Raw genomic sequence first — 22,947 nt, forward strand, 5'->3', positions numbered from 1 at the left:
AGGGGCCCTATCGGCACGCCAGGCTGTCCTTGGTGGCTACTCCGGTGCTCGGATTGACACCGGCAGCTCGTTTACAGAGTGCTTTCTGCTCAGGCAGATCCAACACTGCATCACTGAAGTCGGCTCCTTCAATGGTTGCCCCTTTGAAGTGGCTTTGCATCAACATGGCGTTTCGCAGCACAGCACCACTGAGGTCAGTGTCTTCAAAGTGACTTGCGAAGGCCACCGCGTCTTCCAGGTTGGCGTCCTTCAGGTTGGCTCCCCGTAGGTCGCTGCTGTTGAAAACAGCTCCGCGCAGATCGGTGCCGCTCAGATCGAAGCCAGCCAGAGTCGCCTTCAAAAACTCCTGCTGTTGAAGGTTGCGGCCGTGCATGTCTGGTTGGAGGTCTTGTAGCGAACGCTGGCTGCGCAGCTCAGGCGCGGTGATCGCTGCGGCAGGAAAGACCCCAAGGCACCAGGTCAGCACCAGGGCCAGTGCGGCCAGCAGCCAGCCACCAGACCAACTCGCTCGGCTTTCAGATCTCGAGCTCATGGGCGCGCACTTACGGTTGATCATCAAGTTATGGCAACCATGGTGATGGCTTTGCGGGTGGTGGTTCCCCCCCACCCCCTGATTGGCCACTGGCTTGGCGTACTGCGCGATCGACACACGCCTAGTTCGCTTTACGCCTCCGCTACTGCCGAGCTAGGTCGCTGGCTCACCTATGAGGCTGTGCGCGATTGGCTGCCCCACAGGCGCATCCAGCTGGAAACACCCCTTTGTGCGGCGGAGGCAGACGTGGTGGATCCAGCGGTTCCCCTGCTGGCCCTGCCCCTGCTGACCGCTGGGCTTGGCCTTTGGCAGGGCGGCCAAACAGTGCTTCCCTCGGCCCAGGTGCTCCATCTACAAGAAAGCCTGGGTGTGATAACCCCTCCAGCCGGGCCAATCCCCTCCCGCTGCGGAGTTTTACTGTTTGTAGCGGAACTGGGAGACGGCGAATCCCTGCTCCAACTCCTCGATGACCTTTCAGCCCTAGGCGTGACCGGCGATCGCTTACGAGTGATTACATCCCTGGCCTCTGGTCTAGGACTCAAGGCTGTGGGGGAGCGGCACGGCAGCCTCACCATCTACGCCGCTGGCATCGATCCGGATTTGAACGAAGCCGGGGCGATCGTGCCTGGTATCGGCGATGTGAGGCAGCGGTTGTTCGGTGGCACGGTGCTGGATGAATTGCCCACCGATACCTAGGCTCGCTACAGAAGGGATTGAATTATGGGCAATCACAACGGCGTCACCCCAGCCGGTGGCAGTTCCAGCCTCAGCGTCTTGGCTGGGGCTGTTATTGGTGCTGCTGGCCTTGCCTGGTGGTTGCTTGCTGAAGCAGAGCGACGCCGGCACCAAGGCCGGCCTGCCCGGGCCGCTGGAATCGCAGCCTCGCCGGAGGCTGTCAGGACGGATCGGGACCTTCACGATCGGGTCCATGAGCTCAACCAGGCGATCGACGACGTGCGCCGTCAACTGGAGACCATGACCATCCAGGGTTAGGGCTTCGGCGCCATTCGGCCCGGTGGGTAGGTTTCTTCAAGCCCAACCCGTCACCATGCTCCGCTCCGCAGCGATCACGCAAGGCATCCAGCGCTCTCCTAACCGTGCCATGTTGCGGGCGGTTGGCTTTGGCGATGGCGATTTCAACAAGCCGATTATTGGCATTGCCAATGGCTACAGCACAATTACACCCTGCAACCTGGGCTTAAACGAGCTGGCCCAGCGCGCTGAGACGGCCCTTCAAACAGCCGGTGCCATGCCCCAGATGTTTGGCACCATCACGGTGAGCGATGGCATATCAATGGGCACGGAGGGTATGAAGTATTCCCTGGTGAGCCGCGAGGTGATTGCCGATTCGATTGAAACTGCCTGCAACGCCCAAAGTATGGATGGCTTGCTGGCAATTGGTGGTTGTGACAAAAATATGCCAGGAGCCATGTTGGCGATGGCCCGCATGAATATTCCCTCGATCTTTGTTTACGGTGGCACGATTAAACCTGGCAAGCTTGGTGCCTGTGATCTCACGGTAGTAAGTGCTTTTGAGGCAGTCGGTCAATACAGCGGTGGTCGTATTGATGAGCAGGAGCTCACTGCTATTGAAAAAAATGCCTGTCCAGGTGCCGGTAGTTGCGGTGGCATGTTCACCGCCAACACCATGAGTGCCGCCTTTGAGGTGTTGGGGTTAAGCCTGCCATACAGCTCCACCATGGCAGCTGAGGACCCTGAGAAAGCAGAGAGTGCTGCTCGCAGCGCTGAGGTTTTGGTTGATGCTCTTGAGGCAAATATCTTGCCTAGCGACCTACTCACCCGCGAGGCCTTCGAAAATGCGATCAGCGTGATCATGGCGGTAGGTGGCTCTACCAATTCCGTGTTGCACCTGCTGGCGGTCGCCCGCACCGCTGGAGTAACCCTAACCATCGACGATTTTGAGACGATCCGCCAGCGGGTGCCAGTGATCTGCGATCTAAAGCCCAGTGGCCGCTATGTGACCGTTGACCTCCATCAGGCCGGTGGCATACCACAGGTGATGAAGCTGCTGCTCGATGCGGGCTTACTGCATGGTGATTGCCGCACCATTGAGGGCAAAACTCTGGCTGAGTTGTTGGCGTCTGTTCCTTCCGAGCCCCCCTCTGGTCAGGACGTGATCCGTCCTCTTAGCAACCCCCTTTATCCCAAAGGGCACTTGGCGATACTCAAGGGAAACTTGGCTGAAGAAGGTGCGGTGGCCAAGATCAGTGGTGTTAAAAACCCTGTAATTACTGGTCCAGCAAGGGTTTTTGAAAGCGAGGAATCCTGCCTGGCCGCAATCCTTGATAAGCAGATCAGCCCCGGTGATGTGGTCGTTGTGCGCAATGAGGGCCCGGTGGGTGGCCCTGGGATGCGGGAGATGCTTAGTCCCACGGCGGCAATCGTGGGGCAGGGCATGCTCGATTCGGTGGCCCTGATCACCGATGGTCGCTTTTCAGGTGGCTCCTTTGGTCTTGTTGTGGGTCACGTTGCACCCGAGGCTGCTGTGGGCGGAACAATCGGCTTGGTGGAGGAAGGGGACAGCATCACGGTGGACGCCATCGAACTGCTGATCCAGCTCAATGTGCCAGATGCGGAAATCGCTCGGCGGCGCTCCGCCTGGGTCAAGCCTGAGCCCCGTTATCGCACCGGGGTGCTTGGCAAATATGCCCGCCTGGTTGGCAGCAGCAGCAGGGGCGCTGTGACCGATGAGATCTGATGGTTGAGCTAAGACTCAGTCAAGCGGCATCAAAAGCGCCCTGAGCCTTCGTGCCAAAGCCTCCAGGGGGGCACCATCAACTGGTCGCTCGCAGCGGAGCCCTGACTCCGGCTCCATCCACACCGGATGGCTCCCCTGCCAAAGCAGGGGGCGTTGCTGGTCGTGGCACCAGGCCAGGGTGAGGTTGAGGTCATTACCGCTGCGATAGATCTCAATTTCGAGATCGGCGGCGGGATAGCGCTCCCCATCAGCCTGTCTTACCTCAAGTCGCAGGTTGCAATCGTCGCAGCGCTGGGCATCATCCAGGGGCAGGACGGCATGACGCCATGGCTTGCGGCAGAGATCGGCGGCGGCTGCCACCAGCTGTTGCAGGTTGCTATTAACTAGCTCAGGGGTAGCCACGTACAGCGCGAAGTTGTAGGTAGATCGGACCGGCGCGGAAGCCAGCATTTAAGCCGCCATCATCGGCGAAGCGTGAATGCAAAAGCTGCAGTCTGTTGATCCGACTTGGGTCAAAGTTCAAGGGCAACCCCACCGGCTTAGCGCGCACCGAGGCTCTTAGATCCGCGAAGGGAATCCTCACGAGGCTGGGCCCCTCAGGCTCCGTAGCGAATTCGATCACCCAGCGCAGGCCCCCCGGGATCAAGTTGGTGAGACCGGCCAGACCGTCAGCGCAGGCAACCGCCAACTTGAAGCGTCTGCCAGCACCAAGCAGCTCAAGTTCGAGCCCCTCACAACTCGAAAGATCGAGAGGGGGAGAAAACAGAGGCGAGCGGCAACTGATGAAGCCCCCTCCTTCCTCAACGAGCGTGCCTTCAAACTCAAGGCCTGTTGAGGCGATCCGGCAGTTGCCCTGGCTGCGCCCACCCATCACGGTGTCGTTTAAGGGATGCCAGCCAATGAAGCCGTCGCCGCTGGCGATGGGAATCACTGGCCAACTCCAGCAGCTGCTGCTTGGTCAGCAAATATCAGCACCTCAGTCTCAGTGGTGGGCTGCACCAACTTGGCTGGGGTGCGCATGGGCGATTCTTCGGGATCGAGTAACCGTTGCAGGGCCTGCACCTTGCCGGCCCCACTCACTAGAAAGATCACCCGCCGCGCCGCTGAAAGGGTTGGGGCTGTAAGGCTGACCCGGGGCAGACCCTTGCCCTCCCCCAGGGTTACGGAGCGGTCCCTCACCCCCGGTGCAACGGTGCCAGGAAACAACGAGGCGGTGTGACCATCGTCGCCGAGGCCCAGCAGCACCACGTCCAGCACCGGTGGGAAGTCGCCGCACAGTTGTTGCAGCAGGTCTGCGTACGCTGCCGCTCCTAGCTCCGGGCTGGCGAGCTGGGTGGGAACCGGGTGCAAGCAGGCCTTGCCACCGGGGAGATCCGCCATCAAGGTTTCCCTAAGCATGCGGGCGTTGCTGGAGGGGTCTTCGCTTGGCACCCAGCGCTCATCGCCAAGGAGCACATCGACCCGATCCCAGGGCAGGTGTTGCTGACCGAGTAAGCGATAGGTCGCCTTTGGTGTTTCTCCGCCGGCGAGTGCTATCTGGGCGCGGTCGCGCTGGGCAAGTACCTGATCAATCTCAGAGGCCAGGGCTTGAGCCGTCTGACGGGCGAGCTCAGCTGCCGACTCAGCCACCACCAGGCGATAGCGAGTGGTGGAGCCTGGAGTGATTGGGGTCATTGGATCAGTCCAGCCACTCGGTGTGGAAGTTGCCAGGCTTGTCGACCCGCTCGTAGGTGTGGGAGCCAAAGCAGTCGCGCATCGCCTGGACCAGGTTTTGGGGTAGGCGGGCGCTGCGGTAGCTGTCGATGTAATCGAGGGTGCTGCTTAAGCAGGGCACGGGAATCCCCGCCAGGGCAGCGCCGGCAACCACCTGCCGCAGCCCCGGCAGACGCCTGTTGATCTGCTCGGCAAACCAGGGGTCGAGCATCAGGTTTGCCAGGCTGGGATTGGCGCCATAGGCATCCTGAATTCGCTGCAGCAAGCGGGCCCGGATGATGCAGCCCCCTTTCCAGATCTGGCCGATGGCCGAAAAATTGAGGTTGTAATCGTGCAGCTTTGAGGCTTCCTGCAGCAGGGCCATGCCCTGGCCGTAGCTGACGATGCAGGCGGCAATGCAGGCATCGCGCAGGGGAGCCATGGCATCTGCCGCGCTGCCAAGATCGAAGCTGTGGGGGGCAGGCTCTGGAAGCAGGGCGCCCGCCTCGAGGCGCTCGGAGCGCAGGGAGCTCAGCACTCGGGCATTTAGGGCGGCATAGATGGTGGGCACGGGTACACCCATCTCCAGGGCACTCACCACGGTCCAAAGACCAGTGCCCTTTTGGCCAGCCGCATCAACGATCGCCTCAACCAGATCGGCACCGGTTTCGGGATCCTTGGTGCGCAGGCATACCTCGGTGATCTCCACCAGGAATGAGGCCAACTCCTCGGTTTGATTCCAGCTGGCTAGAACGTCGGCCATCTGGTCGCCGTTCAATCCGCCAACCCGCTTCATCAGGTCGTAGGCCTCAGCAAGGATCTGCTCGATGGCGTACTCGATGCCGTTGTGAACCGTTTTGACGAAGTGGCCAGCGCCCCCGGGGCCGATGTAGGTGACACAGGGACCATCGTCTACCTGGGCTGCCATCTTGCGCACCAACGGTTCAATGGCGTCGTAGGCCGCCTTGGTGCCACCGGGCATCATGCTCGGCCCTTCGAGGGCGCCTTTGGCGCCACCGGAGACGCCCATGCCGATGTAGCCGAAGCTCTTGCTCTCCAGCTCGGCAACGCGGCGTTCCGTATCGGCGTAGAGAGAATTGCCGCCGTCAATCAGCAGGTCACCCTCTTCAAGGAAGGGGGAGATTGCCGCAATCGTGTCGTCAACAGGCTGTCCCGCTTTGACCATCATCAGGATGCGGCGTGGACGCTCCAGGGTCGACACAAACTCCTCAAGGGTCGCGGCACCAACAATGTCCTTGCCGACGCCACGACCAGCCAGAAACTCATCGGTTTTTGCCTTGGTGCGATTGAACACAACGGAGGAGTAGCCGTTGCGCTCAGCATTTAGGACGAGGTTTTCCCCCATCACTCCCAAACCGATCAGGCCGAAATGCGCCTTGCCCATGACTCAATTTGAAGCTTTTGGCGACAGTGTGGCGAAGCGTGCTGGTCAGCCCAGGCATCCGTCACAACTTGGTGGCAAAGGTGTCAGCAACTCCTGGTTTTTGGCCTGACACCTTGGCAGCTTTCCCTGCTCAGATCACCGTGCCGTCGGCGATGGTCCCATTTTTGACAACCACAACAATGCCGTTGCGTATGTAGAAACTGAGCTCGGGCCGGTCAGCTTCCTCCACGTGGTCCTTGTTGACGATCGTGACGTTGTCTCCGATCCGCACGTTCTTGTCGATGATGGCCCGTTTAACGGTGCTGCCCCTGCCCACGCCGATGGGGATGCCCCCACGTTCACGTAGTAGAAGGCGTTCCTCAGAGGACTCGAAGTAGTCGGCTCCCATCACCAGGGTGTCCTGGAGCACTACCTCGTCTTCAACTCGGGAGCGCACGCCCAGTACGCAGTGATGAATGCTGCAGGCCTTGAGCAAGGATCCCTCACCGATGATCGAGGCGGTTACCTGGGCGTCCTGCAACTTGCTGGGCGGCAAGTAGCGAGGCCTGGTGTAAATCGGGAACTTCTCGTCGTAGAAGGAGAAGGCCGGGTTGGGTTGATCGGTAAGCGCCAGGTTGGCTTCATAGAAGGCGCCGATAGTACCGATGTCCTCCCAGTAGTCGTCAAAGAGGAAGCTTTGGAGCCGGTCGCCGCGGGCCAGTGAGGCGGGGATGATCTCCTTGCCAAAGTCTGTTGAGGACGGGTTGCTGCTCAGCAGGTCAAAGAGGGTGTCGCGGCTGAACACATAGATGCCCATCGAGGCGAGGTATGGGCGCTTGGCCGCCTCCTCCGGCGACAGGCCAAGGGCCTGGGTGTCAACCCGCATGGTCTCCAAGGCTTCACCCTTGGGCTTCTCCCGAAATTCTTGTATACGGCCATCACTGCTGGTGCGCATCAGGCCAAAGTCCTGAGCCTGGGCAGGATCTACGGGGAGGGCGCCAACGGTGAGCTGGGCGCCGGTGTCGATGTGGTGCTGAACAAAACGGCTGTAGTCCATCCGGTAGAGCTGGTCACCGGAAAGAATCAGGTAGTGGTCCACGTCCCATTCGTGGAAAAGTCCTTGGTACTTACGGACTGCATCGGCGGTGCCCTCAAACCAGCTTGGGCTTTCTGGGGTCTGCTGGGCTGCCAAAACCTCTACAAAGCCTTGGCCGAATCCAGCCGAAAGGTTGTAGCTCATCGTCAGGTGACGATTCAGCGACGCACTGTTGAACTGGGTAAGTACATATATTTTATTGATTTCCGAATTAATGCAATTGCTGATTGGAATATCAATTAGCCGATATTTACCTGCCAGTGGCACAGCTGGCTTGGCCCGCATTTTGGTCAATGGGTAAAGGCGGGTACCAGCACCACCTCCCAGAATTATTGCCAGTACACGCTTCATAAATCCTGCTGCCAGCGGTTCTCGGGGCTGACCGTACTTGAGCGTCCTGCTATTGGGCGAGCCTTTTGATCCCCTGCGGCACGAACTGTTGCAGTGCCCAAGGCTGGTTCAAGGCTCTGGCGGACGCTCCTGCAGATCAAACAGATCCTCCAGGACCCTCATGGCGCTGTGTCGCTGCTGGCGCGGTTGGGGGGCCCGCAGGTTGGTAACAGGGGTGTGCAGGATCTTGTTGATGATGCCCTTGCTGAGGGCTTCAACCACCTTGCGCTCCCTGGCTGACAGGTCTGGACCCATGCGGCTTAAGGCCTTCTGGAGCTCCTGCTCACGGATGTCTTCCAGCTGGCGCCGAAGCCGGTTTACAACCGGCACCGCTTCAAGCCCGTCCCACCATTCCAGGAAGACACGAGACTCCTCTTGCAGCAGCCCTTCGGCCTCAGCTGCCATTTCGCGCCGAGCCTCCTGGTTGCGATTTACCACCTCCTGCAAATCATCAACGTCGTAGGAGTGCACGCCGGGCAGGCCAGCCGTATCCGCCGAAATGTTGCGTGGCACGCCGATGTCAACCAGCATCAAGCTGGAGCGGCGATTCAGTCCGCTGAGGCGCTGAGCCGTGATGATTGGTGTGTCAGCAGCGGTGCTAGTGAAAACCAGCGAGCAGGTGCTGAGGCAATGGTCCAGGTCGTCAAGGGGACGGCACTGAACGGGCAGAGCTGGAAAGTCAGCGGCCAGTAGTTCCGCCTTGTTAACCGTGCGGTTGAGCAGCACAAGCCCCTTACAGCCTTTGGCCTGAAGGTGTTGAAGCAGCAGGCGGGCCATGCGCCCTGCCCCCACCACCGCCACCTGCTCCTGATCAAGGGGCACCAGCTCATCGAGGCCTCGTGCTTGACCCACTTTGAGCTGGGCCAGCTCCACAGCTGCTGAACTTATCGAGACAGCGCCGGTGCCAAGTTTCGTTTCCGTACGGACCCGTTTACCGGTACTAACCGCCTGGGTAAGCAGCCGATTGAGGATTGGCCCAACGGAGTGGTGCTCCTGGCCAAGCCTCACCATTTTTTTTACTTGAGAGAGGATTTGCCCCTCCCCAAGCACTAGGGAATCGAGGCCTGCTGAAACCCTCAGCAGGTGGCTGATTGCCTCCTCGTGATGAAAGGTAAATAAATGTGGTGTGAGCTCCTCGACCGCCAGGCCGGAGAGCTGGCTTAAAAAAGCTCCGACAGCGGAAATACCCCGCTCCGGATGACGGAGCAGGGTGTAAATCTCCAGCCGATTGCAAGTGCTGAGGATGGATGCCTCCAGCACCTGGTCGTCGGCTCGCAGCTGCTGCAGCGAAGCCTCCATGGTTTGATCCGGGATGCTGAGGCGCTCCCGGATCTCCACTGGAGCCGTGCGATGACTGAGGCCGACGACGGCAATGTGCATGGAGGCTGGCTGGGGTGCTCGGACTGGGGCGGGCGTCAGCTCAGCGCAATGCTCTGGGCCCCATCCTTCATGTGAATGGTATTGGTAAAGCGAGCGGTGTTGTCCAGGTTGCTGATCACCAGGGAGCTGGTGCGGGTGCAATCCTTCTCAAACTTGACACCGTGGAACAGGAGGCCATCGGTGATGCCACTGCCAGCGAAGACCACGTTTTCACCGGAGGCAAGCTCCTCTGCCTCATAGATTTTGTCTACGTCGGTGATACCCATCTCGTTAAGACGGGCAATGTTGCCTTCCTTGGTGTAGTCAGCCCACTCAGAGGTCTGAGCCACGGCCGGGTCGTACACGAGCTGGCCCTGGAAGTGACCGCCAAGGGCCCGCATGGCTGCGGCGGAGATCACGCCCTCGGGGGCTGCGCCGATGCCCATCAGGCAATGGGTGCCAGTGCCTGCAAAACCGCAGGCGATGGCGGCCTGAACGTCGCCATCCGAGATGGGTTGAATCCTGGCGCCAGTGGCCCTGATCTCGGCGATCAGATCCTTGTGACGAGCACGGTCCATCACGACGATGGTCAGTTCGCTGGCTGCAAGACCAAGGCACTCGCTGAGAATCTTGATGTTCTCGGTAGCCGACTTACGGATGTCCACCTTGCCCTTGGCTGCAGGGGGTGCAGCCAATTTCTTCATGTAGAAGTCGGGAGCGTTGAAAAGTCCACCGCGATCAGAAGCGGCCAGGACAGCCATGGAGCCTCGCTGGCTGTTGGCGCAAAGGTTGGTTCCCTCGCAGGGATCAACGGCGAAATCCACACCGGGGCCGGTGCCACTGCCAACTTCTTCGCCGATGTAGAGCATGGGAGCTTCATCGCGCTCGCCCTCACCGATAACGATGCGGCCCTGCATCTGGATTAGGCCCATGCGAGTGCGCATGGCCTCGACTGCTGCAGCGTCAGCTTCATCCTTCTTGCCAAGGCCGGTCAGTTCGGCAGAGGCGATGGCAGCTTGCTCAACGACCTCGAGAATTTCCTGGATGAGGGTGCGATCCACGTTGATCCGGCAGGGGAATGGGCTTCAGTAATGGCGTCGGCCTGGCGGGACACGAGGTCAGAAGCCTGTTGCTGCCAAGCCTTTCGAAGATGAAGCGGCCGCAACTGTATCAGTGCTCGCGGCCATGGGACCTGGGGACCACCCAAGGCTTGTTTGCAGACCACTTCCTACAATCCAAAGCCACCCGATCGGTTGATCCAGCATGAGCACCAAATCCCTGGTGATCTCCCCGTCAATTCTGTCCGCCGATTTCTCCCGTCTCGGCGAAGACGTTCGTGCTGTCGATCAAGCTGGTGCCGACTGGATCCACGTTGACGTGATGGATGGCCGGTTTGTGCCGAACATCACCATTGGACCCTTAATTGTGCAGGCGTTGAGGCCTGTAACCACCAAGACCCTCGACGTTCACCTAATGATCGTTGAGCCCGAGAGATACGTGGCTGATTTTGCCAAGGCTGGCGCTGACATCATTTCTGTGCAGGTTGAGGCTTGCCCGCACCTGCATCGCAACCTTGCCCAGATCAAGGATCTTGGCAAGCTCGCTGGTGCAGTGCTCAACCCCAGCACACCTCTAGACACGCTGGACTACTGCCTGGAGCTCTGCGATCTTGTGCTGATCATGAGTGTCAACCCGGGCTTCGGTGGCCAGAGCTTCATCGACAACCAGGTGCAAAAGATTCGCGACCTGCGCCGCATTTGCGATGAGCGTGGCCTCGATCCCTGGATTGAGGTGGATGGCGGCATCAAGGCTGAAAACGCCTGGAAGGTGATTGAAGCGGGCGCCAATGCCATTGTTAGTGGTTCTGGTGTCTTCAACCAGCCTGATTACGCCGCAGCAATCACCGGTATTCGCAACAGCAAGCATCCCGGCGCATGAGCATCTGACTAGTTCAAAATACCCCCTCGCCCGTGTTCGCGGGGGGGGGCAGATAAGGTTTCACACTTAATATATTTTGGATAGGCGCGCTTAGGCTTTAGCTGTCAAAGAACCACCCGTAGCTGTGCAAGCCAATGCCCAGAAGATTTACACCGATATAGCAAACCACGATCACGACCAAACCCGCTGCGGCTACGAGCGCGGGCTTGCGGCCCTGCCAGCCACGGATCAAGCGAGTGTGCAGATATGCGGCGTAGACGAGCCAGCAGATCAGGGCCCAGGTTTCCTTCGGATCCCAGCTCCACCAGCTGCCCCAGGCCTCGTTGGCCCACACCGCTCCACTTACCAGACCAACCGATAGCAGCAGGAAGCCCACTGTGATCGTGCGGTAGCTGAGTGAATCAAGCTGTTCAACCGCAGGCATGGCCACGCTGCTTAGTTGTAACTGGGGTGTAGCCAGCTGGGCCTGGCGATAGCCGCCACTACCAATGGAGCTGCTGCGCAGTTCCATTGAATTGCCGCGGTCAGTGAATAGCACCGCTAACGAAAGCAATGACCCCACCAGCAGGGCCGCATAGCTGATCATGATCACGCTCACGTGCATCACTAGCCAGCTAGAGCGCAGGGCCGGCACCAGGGGCGAGGCTTCCTGGAGCCGATCCGGCAGAGCGAAGCTTGCGAAAGCCACACAGCCGAGGGCCATGGGGGTAGCCGCTGCAGGCACCAATGGCGAAGGCCAGGTGCGCTCCACCAGCAGCTGGGTGAGGGTGCAGCCCCAGGCGAGAAAGCAGAGGGATTCGTAGAGGTTGCTGATCGGGAAATGGCCCGATTCCCACCAGCGCAAGACCAATTGGGCCGTGAGGCAGAGATTGGCGCCGGCAACCAGCAAGCGGACCGCCGTGCTTGATCGGCCGCCGCTAAGGGACCAGAAGGCCAGCGGCAGGGCGACTAGCAGGAGGGCAAACGCCGTCAGACCCAGTCCAAGCACTGGGTCGTTCAACAGGGCGGGCACGGGCAACGACTCGATATCTGCTCAGTTTGGCGAATGGCAGGTGCTGTTAGCGGCTGGCCTGGCGTAACAGATACACGCCGCCACCCAAACCGATCACCACTGGCAGCCAGGCGGAGAAGTAGGGACTCAGCGTTCCCTTGACCCCGAGCGAACTGAAAACAAACGCCACCAGGTAGTAGCCAAAGATCAGCAGGACGCTGAGCCCGAAACCCTGGCTACGGCTGCGGCGCGAATGGGGGCGCACTCCAAGGCTGCTACCGATTAAGCCAAACACCAAGCAGACCGCGGGGAAGGCAAACTTCTCCTGGATGCGAACTCGAAGCTTGCGGGCACCCTGCAGATCACTGGCCTCTCTGAGCAGGCGCTCGGCGGTTCGCGCTTGGCCGATTGTCATTGAATTGGAATCCTTTGGCAGCTTGGCAACCTGGAGTGGCTGACTACCAAGGGGATATAGATAGCGGTCGAAATCAGCTGAAGTGGTGGAGCTGTCCGATCCCTCCGTGACTCCAAAGACATGGCCATCAAGGAATTCCCACTGGGCCTCGGCCTCGCTCCAGCGGGCCCGATCGGCACTGAGCAGCACCCGTTGACCTCGGCGTGAAAGGTCAAGCAGGGTGACCCTCTCCATCACCCCTTTATTGAAGCGTTGGGCGTAGAAAAAGTGGGTAAGGCCCCGCTCCGTGCTGCCGTCTTCAGCCTGTATCTCGCCGTATTTAGAGAACATGACGTTGTCTTTCTGTTCGCCAGCCACGGCACGGCCAATCGCTCGGTTGAGGGTGTTTTTAGCCTCGAACAAGGTGCGCGGCACGATTGCCTCGTTGAAGGTGAAGGTGAGCATGGTCATCACCAGCGCGATGGCAACGGCGGGCACCACCATTCGCCAAGTGGCAACCCCCACACTTCGCAGGGCGGTGAGCTCACTGTTGCCTGAAAGCTTTGAATAGGTGAGCAAGGTGGCCATCAGCGTGGCCATGGGGAAGGAGAGCACCAAAAAGGAGGGCATCTCCAGCACCAGCACCCGCACGGCCACATCTAGGGGCAACCCCGATTCCGCAACCCGGCGCACAAGTTCAAATACGGCACCCACTGAAAGGGATACGGCGGTGAATGCGGCTACACCGAAAATCAGGGGGCCGATCAGTTCGGCTAGGAGCCAGCGATCCAGCAGGGGTAGCTGGCGCCAAGGGGTCAGCAGCTGCTGGCGTGCGCGGTGTGACCAACTCATAGCTGGAAGGATTCTCCGAGGTAATGGCGGCGGACCAGGGGATCGGAACCCACCTGCTGAGAGCTGCCGGCAGCCAAAATCGATCCCTCAGAAAGGATGTAGGCCCGATCGGTGATTGCCAGGGTCTCGCGCACGTTGTGGTCTGTAATCAGCAGACCCATGCCCCGCCCCTTGAGCTGGTGGATCAACTGCTGCAGATCCGACACCGCGATTGGGTCGACTCCCGCAAAAGGCTCATCCAGCAGCAGGTAGCGGGGACCCTCAATACCCACGGCCAATGCCCGGGCAACTTCGCAGCGCCGCCTCTCGCCTCCGGACAACTGATATCCCTTGCGGTTTTGAAATTCGCTGAGGTGAAAATCCTCGATTAAGCCATTGAGACGCTTGCGCCTCAGCTCCATCGGGGTGGAACTTTCCTGCAGGGCAAGGCTCAGATTGTCACGCACACTTAGCTGGCGAAAGACGCTGGGCTCCTGGGGCAGGTAGCCAATACCTAGGCGGGCTCGTTGGGGCATGGGCAGTTTTTCGATTGCCTTGCCATCCATCAATACCTGGCCGGAGTCAGGGCGCAATAAGCCAGTCACCAAGCCAAAGGTGGTGGTTTTGCCCGCCCCGTTGGGACCAAGCAGGCCCACTACTTCACCTGGCTCAAGCTGTAGGGAAACGTGGTTGACCAGCAGCCGGCCACCGATGGCTAGCGCCACATTTACGAGCTCGAGACTCATGGCATCAGGCCTTCCTTTGGTGTAGGCGCATTCATTCGGTAGTGGGTGATCACTTGCTGACCAGGGGCCGGCTCAGCCACGATCCGCTCCCTCTCCACCAGATACACGAGCCTTTCTGCCTGGATGCTGTGACCCGTATCTTGAATTACATCCACATCACCGCTGAGCACCACCCTGCCCTCACGACTGAAGTATTGGGCCTGACGGGCCGTGGCTACCACCCGTTGGTCGGGGTAAACGATGCGCACATTGCCGGTTGCTGTCACAACTCCGGTGCTGTTATCGGCCTTTTGCAGGTCGGATTCAATTGTTACCAGCCCGCTGGTGGGAGTCACCACGGCGGGGGCTGCAAGCGCAGGGGCCAACATTGCCGAGAGGAAAAGGGGCAGGGCCGTCAGCCGCAAGAACGCGGAGCGCACAAAGGGATATAGCAACAGTTGGGTGTGGGACATGGCGTAATTTTTAATCTACAGAAGGGTTTTGGGGCGCTGTCCCAACCAATCTGGGCGATTCCAAGCCCTCAATTGACCTCTGCTGCTGCAACGCCAGCAGACGCTGCATAGATGAGTCGATCAAGGCAGCTAAATCTATGCCTAGGGAGTTAGGGGGACAAGCCTTAAGGCGGCCGAGACCCTCACCCATCAAAATTGTGGCGCCGCTGCAGTTACCCCGTTCAAGGTGCAGTTCAGCCACGGCGATCTGCAAAATTCCTTGCAAAACCGGCCTCATAGGGCCAGCGGTCTCATGCCAAAGGGCTTCGAAGCCGTCGTGGCAGGCATACCAGTCAGCGCCGTTAAACAAGCATATGGCCTCGCCCAAGCGGGTGTCCGCCAATAATTCCTGCTCTTCGCTTAAAAACTGCTGCTCAGGATTCGGGCGCACCGATCAGCGCTTAGCGGCCTTTTTGGAAGGCAGTTTGCGCAGTCTGATCGATTGGGGTGTGACTTCAAGCATTTCATCGGGTCCGATGTACTCGAGAGCTCGCTCAAGTGTCATCTGAATTGGTGCCTGCAGGGTGTCGAGCACCTCTGCGCCAGCCGAGCGGATGTTGGTCACCTGCTTTGCTTTGGAGACGTTGAGTTCTAGGTCAGGTGGTCGGTTGTGTTCGCCAACAATCATCCCCTTGTAGACCTTGGTGCCAGGCGTAATGAAGAACTGGCCGCGATCTTCCGCACCCTTGAGTGCGTAGAAAGTCGCTGTGCCCTCCTCAAAGGCAATCAACACACCATTACGGCGGTTGTCCATCTCTCCTTGCATTTTCCGGTAGTCAAGGAAGGAGTGGCTCATGATCCCCTCGCCCCTTGTGGCGCGAATGAATTCGCCGCGGAAGCCAATCAGCCCTCGAGCTGGCACCACAAACTCAAGCTGGGTGCGGCCGTCGTTCGTATTTTCCATGTTCTGCATCTCGGCCTTGCGGACGCCGAGCTTTTCAATGCAGCCGCCCACCGACTCCTCAGGCACATCCAAAACCAAGGTTTCGTAGGGCTCTGATGGGGTGCCATCAATGGTGCGGAAAATCACCTGGGGCTGGGATACTTGGAATTCATAGCCTTCACGACGCATCGTTTCTATCAGGATGCCGAGGTGCAATTCACCACGGCCGCTGACAGCCCAGCGATCCGGTGAGTCGGTGTCCTCTACCCGCAGGGCGACGTTGGTGAGCAGCTCCTTCTGCAGGCGATCCCGCACCTGACGGCTGGTCACGAATTTGCCCTCCTTGCCAGCGAAGGGAGAGTCATTGATGACGAAAGTCATCTGCAGGGTGGGTTCGTCAACCCGAATCAGGGGCAGGGCCTCAGGGTGATCGGGGCAGGCAATCGTCTCACCAATATTGACCTCGTCAAAGCCGGCCACGGCCACGAGATCGCCAGCGCTGGCCTGCTCAATCTCAACCCGCTGCAGACCCTGGAAGCCAAGCAACTTGCTGATGCGGCTGCGCTTGATGCTGCCGTCGTCACGGATAAGGGCGGCAGGTTGGCCAGCCCTGATTGTGCCGTTGTGGATGCGACCGATCATGATCCGACCTAAAAAGTCGGAGTAGTCCAAGGTGGTGACTTGAAGCTGCAGCGGCTTCTCGGGATCGCCCACCGGGGGCGGAACGTGCCGCAGGATTGCATCGAAGAGCGGCTTCATATTGTCGCTCTCGGTTTTCATGTCTGGCTTGGCGTAGCCGCCCATGCCACTCCCAAACAAATAGGGGAAATCGCACTGATCGTCGTCGGCACCCAGCTCAAGGAACAAGTCGAGAACCTTGTCGACAGCAACCTCGGGGTCAACTCGGACCCGATCAATCTTGTTTACGAAAACGATTGGACGTAGCCCTTTCTCAAGGGCCTTTTTAAGCACAAATCGGGTCTGGGGCATGGGCCCCTCGTTGGCATCAACGATCAGCAGGCAGCCATCAACCATGCCGAGAACCCGCTCCACCTCGCCGCCGAAATCAGCGTGGCCAGGAGTGTCAACGATGTTGATACGAATTCCTTCGTAATCGACGGCGGTATTTTTGGAAAGAATTGTGATCCCGCGCTCACGCTCAAGATCGTTCGAGTCCATCACACAGGTCGGAACCGCCTCTCCCTCGCGGAAGATGCCCGATTGGGTGAGCATGGCATCCACCAATGTGGTTTTGCCATGGTCAACGTGGGCAATGATCGCAATGTTGCGAATCGGCGTACCTGGGTGTGCACCGCTCATACAAATAAAACTCTACTTTTACGTTGAATGGAATCTGTTGACTTTAAGTTTATGTAGACGGAACGTTTGATGGAACGTTTACGCAGACTTGAAGCCATGGTCCAACTCTATCCCACACCCCTACCGCTTTTGAGGCTGCCCCGGGTCACGCCAAGACGGCTGTCCAACTGTTCCTGCTGCCAGAGGCTTCGTACGCTGATCTCACCACGCAGGGCCGCTGAATATTGCTGCACCCGATGCTGGCTCTCGGACGCTGATTCCTGCAGCAACTCAATTCGGAACTGCCTCACCCCAGCACGCATCAACTTGGGCAGGGCCTCAGCAGCTGTCTGAGCTTGGCCATTAAACAAGGTGTTACGGCAGCCAAGACCAGCCCGCAGAAAGTGCTCACTGCCGCTGCGATCACGCAGAAGCACCGTGTGCTTTTCGCAAGGGCGGCCGCAGTCGGTGTGGTCGTGTCCGTCGGATAGGAAGGCGCAAAAGAGGCAGTGCTCCATGTGGAACAGGGGCATGTGCTGGTGGGCCGTTACCTCAACCTGGCCGGGGGGGCAGACCCGCACCAGGGCCAGCATCTGCTTGAGGTCAAGGTCGTAGCTGGCGGTGATTCGCTGCAGCTTCCAATGGTCCAGAAACCACGCGGCCGACAGTGGATTGGCGACATTTAAAGAAAAATCGCCACAGTAGGGAGCAAGGGGTGTGAGCACCTCGAGCTGGTCGGCATTGCGCACCAGGTAGCCATCGGGGGCCGCCCGCACCAGGGGCTCCAGGGTCCAGCGCTCATCAGTCCGTGTGATCCGAGCGCCAGCCAGCCAGATGCCTCCAGGCCAGCAGCCACGGCCGATTGCCACGGCCTCGCGCAGCTCGGCCGGCTGATCTAGGTCAGCAATAACTGACGCAACTGGTTAATCCCGCAGGGCCTTCAATTGCTCAAGGCTGCGCACCAGCACAACCAACTGCGGCTCCGAATTCACAGCCGTGCTCGAACCAGGCCCAGATTGGGGCGAAGCGTGGGCAGGGATTGAAAGAACCTGCAGTAACTCGGTGAAATCGGTTGTGTCCCCTGCAAGGGGGGCCTGCGAGCCGCTATGTCCCGGCTCAATTGCGGCAAGCGCCTCAACTAGCTCGCGGCGCAACTTGTTGAGCTGGGCTATCGGCAGAAAAAGGGCTCCCTCGAGAGCAGGCTCAAGCCGCTCAAACTTCCAGCAGGTGCCGCCAAGGCGCCCCAGCTGGGTTTGAAGTCTGGAGGTGTCTAGGGCTTGCTCGCTGGCTGCCTGCAGGGCCGAGGCGGAGAGCAGCTTTATTTGCGCAGTTGCTGCTGGATCGAGACCCTCCGCCCACTCAACCCGCAGCACCAAGGGCTCGCCAAGCCGTCCTTGCAGGCGAAGCCGCAAGCCTCGGCTGCATTCCGGAGTTGCCTGGCCAGCCATGCGCTGCCATTGACCTTCAAGGGCGGGATCGCTGGTAAGCCAGCAGGGGCTACCCGCTGACAGCCCGCCGGCTTCGATCCGGCCAGGGCCGAGCCGTACGGCCAGCCGGCCCATCGGGCGCTGCTGCACAGCCATCAGCCGGCCGCCAATTTCGGCTGGTGGCTCGAGTGGACCATATCCAGCGGCCTCAAACACAAGACCATCGCCTGGTTTCAGATCCGCCTTCGTCTGGATGATCCACCAGCCGTCGGCACTCACGCGCGCGAATACCCCAATCTGCGGGCCACGCTTTTTGCTCCAGCGGCCGTGCACGAGCGCCTGGTGGTCGAGGCCCCCCAACCACCCTGTGGAAAGCCCCCGCGAGAAGCTCAACTCCAGGGAGCGCTTCTGCTCAGCTGACTGGGGCGCGCTGGGTAGGCCCTCGGCTAAACGATCGAGTCCTTGCCGGTAGGCATCGGTAACGGCTGCCACGTAGGTGGCGTCCTTAAGACGCCCCTCGATCTTGAGGCTGGCGATGCCGATCTGCTCGAGCTGGGGCAAAAGCTCCCAGGCTGATAGATCCATGGGTGAGAGCAGATATCATTGGTCTTGAAGATCGCGTTCTTCGCCGTCAACAATCAGCTGGTATGGCAAGCGGCAAGCCTGGGCACACTCGCCCCGGTTTGCACTGCGCTGGCCCAGGGCTTCGCTGGTGAGGCACTGGCCCGAATAGGCAACGCACAGTGCACCATGCACAAACACTTCCAGGGGAATGGCCAACTGGCGCTGTTGCAGCTGACTTTGCAAGCGGCCTAGGTCGGTGAGAGTCAGCTCCCGTGCAAGCACGACCCGGGCACAACCAAGCTCTGCGGCCATGGCGACCCCTGCGGCGCTGGTGATCGACATCTGAGTGGATCCGTGCACAGCCAGTTTGGGCGCCAGCCTGCGCGCCAGCCGGGCCAGGCCAACGTCCTGAACAATTAGGGCATCGACATGGGCCGCAGCCGCAGCCCTGATCAAGCTTGCCGCCTCAACCAGCTCATCGCTGAAAACGAGCACATTGACAGTGAGAAAACCCTTCACACCCCGCCGATGCAGCCAGTGCATGAGTTCTGGCAATTCCTCCTGGTCAAAATTGGCGGCCCGCATGCGGGCGTTGAATGTCTCCACACCGAAATAAACAGCGTCGGCGCCATTTGCTACCGCGGCGCGCAGGGCCTGCCAATTACCCGCAGGGGCCAGAAGTTCCGGAACAGTCATCAGCGCGCCAACCGCTGGGCGGGCTCAAACAACTGCAGGGCCTCGGCGCTGCCCTCGAATCGCCAATGCCAGGGCTCGTAGCTCACCCCCTGGGAATTACCCCGGGGGAAGGAGAGGGTGAAGTGATAGCGAGCGGCATTGGCCTGCACCCAGGCATAGGCTGCGGTTTGGTCGAAGCTTGGTGAGAGGTTGGTGGCTGGTGCCAGGGCATCGCCGAGATCGATGGCGAAGCCGGTGCTGTGCTCAGAAAACCCTGGCGGGGCGCTAACCATGGCCCTTTCTCGAGCGCTCTGGTTGCGATCCGATTTCACTTCAAAAAAGAGCTCTTTTTGAAGCGTATGAGATCGGAAGGCGCTCAGCACCACTAGCTCGACCCCGCTGCTGGCTGCATCACGCTGCATCGCCAGAAGAGCTGCTGCAGCGTCTCGATGCAGGCTTAGCCCAGGGGCAATCGCCACACGTTTGTAGGCGGCCAGCTCGCCGTAGGGGAAATGGCCCAGCAGGCGCCCATCAAGGCCTGTGCGCGCGTCTAGTCCCCTTACTGGCGGTGGGGCCAATAGGCGTTGCAGCGGCCCTGGGCGCCAAACCACAACTAAGGCAAGGACTATCAAAAGCGAACCTGTGCCCACGCTGACCCCTAGTAGCCAGCGGTTGGCCTTGGCTGAAGGCGGGCTGGTGCGGCGGGCGACAGGAATGTCACCCAGGGCTAGGGGTTGGCCTGGCCTGCGGGAATTGCGATGCGTCACGCGGGTTCCCTGCCTGGCACCGATCAATCTTCCTAAACACAAGCAATGAAGATCCTAGGCGGGGAGGTCGGATTGCCCACCACCTGACCGGTTATCGGTGTTAGCTTCCCAGCAGCATCCATATTGGCGGAGCGTTTTTTTGATGTTGCGAGTCGCGGTTGTGGGTGGCGGCCCCAGTGGATCCTGTGCGGCTGAGGAGCTTGCCAAGGCCGGTATTCAAACTTGGATTTTTGAGCGCAAGCTCGACAACGCCAAGCCATGTGGCGGGGCCATTCCTCTTTGCATGGTTGAGGAATTCGACTTGCCTGAGTCGATCATCGACCGCAAGGTGCGCAACATGAAGATGATCTCCCCCTCAAATAGGGAGGTAGATATTAATTTAGAAAATGAGAATGAGTATATTGGCATGTGCCGCAGGGAGGTTATGGACGCCTTTCTCCGCAACCGAGCTGCCGAACTAGGTGCCCAGCTTGTGAACGGCTTGGTTACCAAAATTGATACGGGTGCCAAACGACAGGGCCCCTATACTCTCACTTACTCTGATTATGGTGCTGGAGAAGCAACTGGAGAAACCAAGACTCTTGAAGTTGATTTGATTGTGGGGGCTGATGGAGCCAACAGTCGAGTTGCCAAGGCTATGGATGCCGGCGACTACAACGTAGCCATTGCCTTCCAGGAGCGCATCAGGCTGCCTGCCGAGGAGATGAAGTACTACGAAAACCTGGCAGAGATGTATGTGGGTACTGATGTATCTCCTGACTTTTATGCCTGGGTGTTTCCCAAGTACGACCACGTGGCGGTTGGTACTGGAACCATGCAACAAAACCAAGGGCTGATCAAGGGACTTCAGGAAGGCATCCGCGAACGGGCCAAAAAGCGGCTGGTTAACGGCGAAGTAATCAAAGTCGAAGCCCATCCGATCCCAGAACATCCCCGTCCCCGTCGGGTGGTTGGCCGCATGGCTCTAGTTGGCGATGCTGCTGGCTATGTCACCAAGAGCTCTGGCGAGGGCATTTATTTTGCAGCCAAAAGCGGCCGTATGTGCGCCGAACAGATTGTTGAATCTAGTGCCGGTGGTGCCAAGGTTCCTACGGAGGCAGATCTCAAAAAGTATCTGAAGAAATGGGATCGCCAATACGGCGCCACCTACAAAGTGCTTGAGATTCTTCAAAATATTTTCTACCGAAACGATGCAGCTCGTGAAGCATTTGTCGAAATGTGCGACGACAAGGACGTGCAGCGACTAACCTTCGACAGTTACCTCTACAAGCGGGTGGTAATGATGAATCCGTGGCAGCAGTTGAAGCTGACCCTGCTTACCCTAGGTTCGGTACTTAGGGGCAATGCTCTCGCTCCCCAGGGCTACAAGCCGGTGGATAGCGCTGTGCGAGGCGAAGCTGAAGTTAATGCCATGCTGGCGGTTAGCACCATCAAAGGTGGTATTAAAGTGGGTGTTAAATCTCGCAAAACTGAAACCATCACTGCAGACAGCGCAGAGCCTGAACAGGATCGCGAACCGGCCCTGGCCGGAAAGGATTGATTCTCTACAGCTAGTTGGCTAGCTGCTACTTGATTTTGGTATCTCCAGCGCTCATATTGGCTTCTGCCAATGTGAGCAATTTTTTTGCCTCTGAATTCCACAGAACGTACCTAAAGCTGCTGGGGAAGTCTTTGAGACTTAATTTCGGAGAATCGATCAATAACGCTGAATTGGCTTCGTGGCAGGCCCGCAGGCGGTAATTAGGAATTCTTTCGCAGAGGTGATGAATGCTGTGGAAGGAGATATCTGCCCAAAACCAGTTAAGTATTGCTGGCATTTCCAAGTTACTACTACCTTCTAGGGCGCCGCGCTGATAGTCCCAGCCTTCGTCGCTGCTGGCATAGGAATCTGCAAAATTGTGTTGAACGAAAAAGATGCAGAGAAATAATGCTGCCGATAAAGTCATTACAAGAAAATAGCAGCTCCAAAACAGGCTATGGCCAAGCCAGGATCCCATCAGCCACCAACTAGTGAGCACCACTAGATTATTAGCAAAAAGATCTATGCACTCAGCCGATGTGTACCAATGGCTGGAGCGAAAATTACGGCTCAGCTCTGGCAGCTCGGCAAGGCCAGCTAGCCCCTTATGGCCTATATGGGATGCCATAGATGTCAGCCATTCAGCTACACCGAGCACAAGCTCAAGCCTTGGCCGAACCAGTAGGTAGTAGCAACCACCTGGAAAAAGCATCAGAGGGTGGCGGCTAAGTCCATAAAACCAACGTTGGCGTGGTGATAGGGCCAGGTAGTCGCTAAGGGTCAACAACGCAGATGGGCCTCGGTAGCGATCCCAGTTGCCGTTATGTTTATGGTGAAAAGCGTGGCCGCGGGACCAGGGATGTTGGGGGATCGCATTTAAGCAACCCAGGAGAAAACCAACGGGCCTGTTTAACCAGCGAGTTTTGAAGAGAGATTCGTGGCCACAATCGTGCATTAGCGCGAATGAGCGCGCCGAAAAGAGGACTAGTAGCAGCAGCACTGGCAGCAGCAGTAGTCGTAGAGCAGGCCCGGCGGCAGCGAGCGTGGGCACGGATACCCAAAGCAGGGCTGTCGGCAGGAGGGTATTGATTAGCTGCCAGCTGGCGATACGGTTATCGCCTAGGCGAAAGGCCTCGAGCTGAAAATCTCGGCGGCGGGGGGAAATCGCCGGCGGGGCCTGTGGTGAAGGTGTCTGTTGCAATTGGGCCTGTGGCGATTGGGCCTGTTGCGAAGGAAGTAAACTCACTAAT

The 22,947-nt window shown here is 59.0% G+C and carries 21 protein-coding genes and 1 pseudogene; 5 read left to right on the plus strand and 17 right to left on the minus strand.

The annotated features are described in order from the left end of the window. Positions 1–7 precede the first annotated feature (7 nt). Positions 8–532 (minus strand): pentapeptide repeat-containing protein, encoded by a 525-nt coding sequence (locus KBY72_RS00370; RefSeq protein WP_254959971.1) that lies wholly within the window; start codon positions 530–532, stop codon positions 8–10. Positions 533–562: 30 nt separating this feature from the next. On the opposite strand from KBY72_RS00370, the gene KBY72_RS00375 reads away from it, so the two are divergent. The 3 genes from KBY72_RS00375 to ilvD are packed head-to-tail and all read left to right on the plus strand — an operon-like array spanning position 563 to position 3,251. After that, positions 563–1,228, plus strand: coding sequence for a uracil phosphoribosyltransferase (locus tag KBY72_RS00375; protein ID WP_315859509.1), 666 nt, complete (start codon positions 563–565; stop codon positions 1,226–1,228). A gap of 24 nt (positions 1,229–1,252) precedes the next feature. Continuing rightward, positions 1,253–1,525, plus strand: coding sequence for a hypothetical protein (locus KBY72_RS00380; protein WP_254959969.1), 273 nt, complete (start codon positions 1,253–1,255; stop codon positions 1,523–1,525). 55 nt (positions 1,526–1,580) lie between these two features. After that, entirely contained in the window at positions 1,581–3,251 is a 1,671-nt protein-coding gene (gene ilvD / locus KBY72_RS00385) for a dihydroxy-acid dehydratase (protein ID WP_254941055.1), read from the plus strand. Positions 3,252–3,266: 15 nt separating this feature from the next. Here the strand turns inward: ilvD and KBY72_RS00390 are convergent, their stop codons facing one another. The 7 genes from KBY72_RS00390 to glpX form a co-directional block, all read right to left on the minus strand. Next, positions 3,267–3,653 (minus strand): hypothetical protein, encoded by a 387-nt coding sequence (locus KBY72_RS00390; RefSeq protein ID WP_254941056.1) that lies wholly within the window; start codon positions 3,651–3,653, stop codon positions 3,267–3,269. Then, positions 3,640–4,182: a CIA30 family protein gene (locus tag KBY72_RS00395; RefSeq protein WP_254959968.1), complete on the minus strand. Its 543-nt coding sequence runs from the start codon at positions 4,180–4,182 to the stop codon at positions 3,640–3,642. Before KBY72_RS00395 ends, KBY72_RS00390 begins: the two co-directional genes overlap by 14 nt. Beyond that, positions 4,179–4,925: a 6-phosphogluconolactonase gene (pgl, locus tag KBY72_RS00400; protein WP_254959967.1), complete on the minus strand. Its 747-nt coding sequence runs from the start codon at positions 4,923–4,925 to the stop codon at positions 4,179–4,181. Before pgl ends, KBY72_RS00395 begins: the two co-directional genes overlap by 4 nt. 4 nt (positions 4,926–4,929) lie before the next feature. Beyond that, complete coding sequence (gndA, locus tag KBY72_RS00405) at positions 4,930–6,348, minus strand: NADP-dependent phosphogluconate dehydrogenase (protein WP_254959966.1); 1,419 nt, start codon at positions 6,346–6,348, stop codon at positions 4,930–4,932. Positions 6,349–6,478: 130 nt separating this feature from the next. After that, a complete protein-coding gene (locus KBY72_RS00410) occupies positions 6,479–7,774 on the minus strand; it encodes a glucose-1-phosphate adenylyltransferase (RefSeq protein ID WP_254941060.1) in 1,296 nt (431 codons plus the stop codon). 108 nt (positions 7,775–7,882) lie between these two features. Next, on the minus strand, positions 7,883–9,193 hold the full coding sequence (locus KBY72_RS00415) for a glutamyl-tRNA reductase (protein WP_254959965.1): 1,311 nt from the start codon (positions 9,191–9,193) through the stop codon (positions 7,883–7,885). A gap of 35 nt (positions 9,194–9,228) precedes the next feature. Continuing rightward, positions 9,229–10,233, minus strand: coding sequence for a class II fructose-bisphosphatase (gene glpX / locus KBY72_RS00420; protein WP_106501811.1), 1,005 nt, complete (start codon positions 10,231–10,233; stop codon positions 9,229–9,231). A 202-nt stretch (positions 10,234–10,435) separates the two neighbouring features. Here glpX and rpe point away from each other — a divergent pair, with 202 nt between their 5' ends. Then, positions 10,436–11,110, plus strand: a complete 675-nt coding sequence (gene rpe, locus KBY72_RS00425) for a ribulose-phosphate 3-epimerase (protein WP_254959964.1) — start codon at positions 10,436–10,438, stop codon at positions 11,108–11,110. 97 nt (positions 11,111–11,207) lie between these two features. Here rpe and ccsB read toward each other — a convergent pair whose 3' ends face one another. The 8 genes and pseudogenes from ccsB to KBY72_RS00465 all read right to left on the minus strand — a co-directional run bounded on the left by ccsB (position 11,208) and on the right by KBY72_RS00465 (position 20,178). Continuing rightward, entirely contained in the window at positions 11,208–12,122 is a 915-nt protein-coding gene (gene ccsB, locus KBY72_RS00430; protein WP_254941063.1) for a c-type cytochrome biogenesis protein CcsB, read from the minus strand. A gap of 46 nt (positions 12,123–12,168) precedes the next feature. Beyond that, positions 12,169–13,347 carry an LptF/LptG family permease gene (locus KBY72_RS00435; protein ID WP_254941064.1) on the minus strand — a complete coding sequence of 393 codons (1,179 nt, stop codon included), beginning with the start codon at positions 13,345–13,347 and terminating at the stop codon, positions 12,169–12,171. Further along, positions 13,344–14,072 (minus strand): LPS export ABC transporter ATP-binding protein, encoded by a 729-nt coding sequence (gene lptB, locus KBY72_RS00440; protein WP_254959963.1) that lies wholly within the window; start codon positions 14,070–14,072, stop codon positions 13,344–13,346. The genes KBY72_RS00435 and lptB overlap by 4 nt, the downstream gene beginning before the upstream one ends. After that, positions 14,069–14,440, minus strand: coding sequence for a hypothetical protein (locus KBY72_RS00445; RefSeq protein WP_254960004.1), 372 nt, complete (start codon positions 14,438–14,440; stop codon positions 14,069–14,071). Before KBY72_RS00445 ends, lptB begins: the two co-directional genes overlap by 4 nt. 94 nt (positions 14,441–14,534) lie before the next feature. Next, on the minus strand, positions 14,535–14,954 hold the full coding sequence (locus tag KBY72_RS00450) for a DUF309 domain-containing protein (protein ID WP_254959962.1): 420 nt from the start codon (positions 14,952–14,954) through the stop codon (positions 14,535–14,537). 3 nt (positions 14,955–14,957) lie between these two features. After that, entirely contained in the window at positions 14,958–16,766 is a 1,809-nt protein-coding gene (gene typA / locus KBY72_RS00455) for a translational GTPase TypA (protein WP_254992919.1), read from the minus strand. Positions 16,767–16,873: 107 nt separating this feature from the next. After that, positions 16,874–19,432: pseudogene (locus KBY72_RS00460) on the minus strand (U32 family peptidase). Beyond that, on the minus strand, positions 19,432–20,178 hold the full coding sequence (locus tag KBY72_RS00465; protein ID WP_254959960.1) for a D-alanyl-D-alanine carboxypeptidase family protein: 747 nt from the start codon (positions 20,176–20,178) through the stop codon (positions 19,432–19,434). The pseudogene KBY72_RS00460 and the gene KBY72_RS00465 overlap by 1 nt, the downstream one beginning before the upstream one ends. Before the next feature lie 142 nt (positions 20,179–20,320). On the opposite strand from KBY72_RS00465, the gene chlP reads away from it, so the two are divergent. Then, on the plus strand, positions 20,321–21,718 hold the full coding sequence (chlP, locus tag KBY72_RS00470) for a geranylgeranyl reductase (protein ID WP_254959959.1): 1,398 nt from the start codon (positions 20,321–20,323) through the stop codon (positions 21,716–21,718). A 25-nt stretch (positions 21,719–21,743) separates the two neighbouring features. On the opposite strand, the gene KBY72_RS00475 is transcribed toward chlP, so the two are convergent. Further along, positions 21,744–22,943: a fatty acid desaturase gene (locus tag KBY72_RS00475; protein ID WP_254992920.1), complete on the minus strand. Its 1,200-nt coding sequence runs from the start codon at positions 22,941–22,943 to the stop codon at positions 21,744–21,746. Positions 22,944–22,947 lie beyond the last annotated feature (4 nt).

Origin of the sequence: Cyanobium sp. BA5m-21, assembly GCF_024346235.1 — a bacterium.
Lineage (GTDB): Bacteria > Cyanobacteriota > Cyanobacteriia > PCC-6307 > Cyanobiaceae > Cyanobium_A > Cyanobium_A usitatum.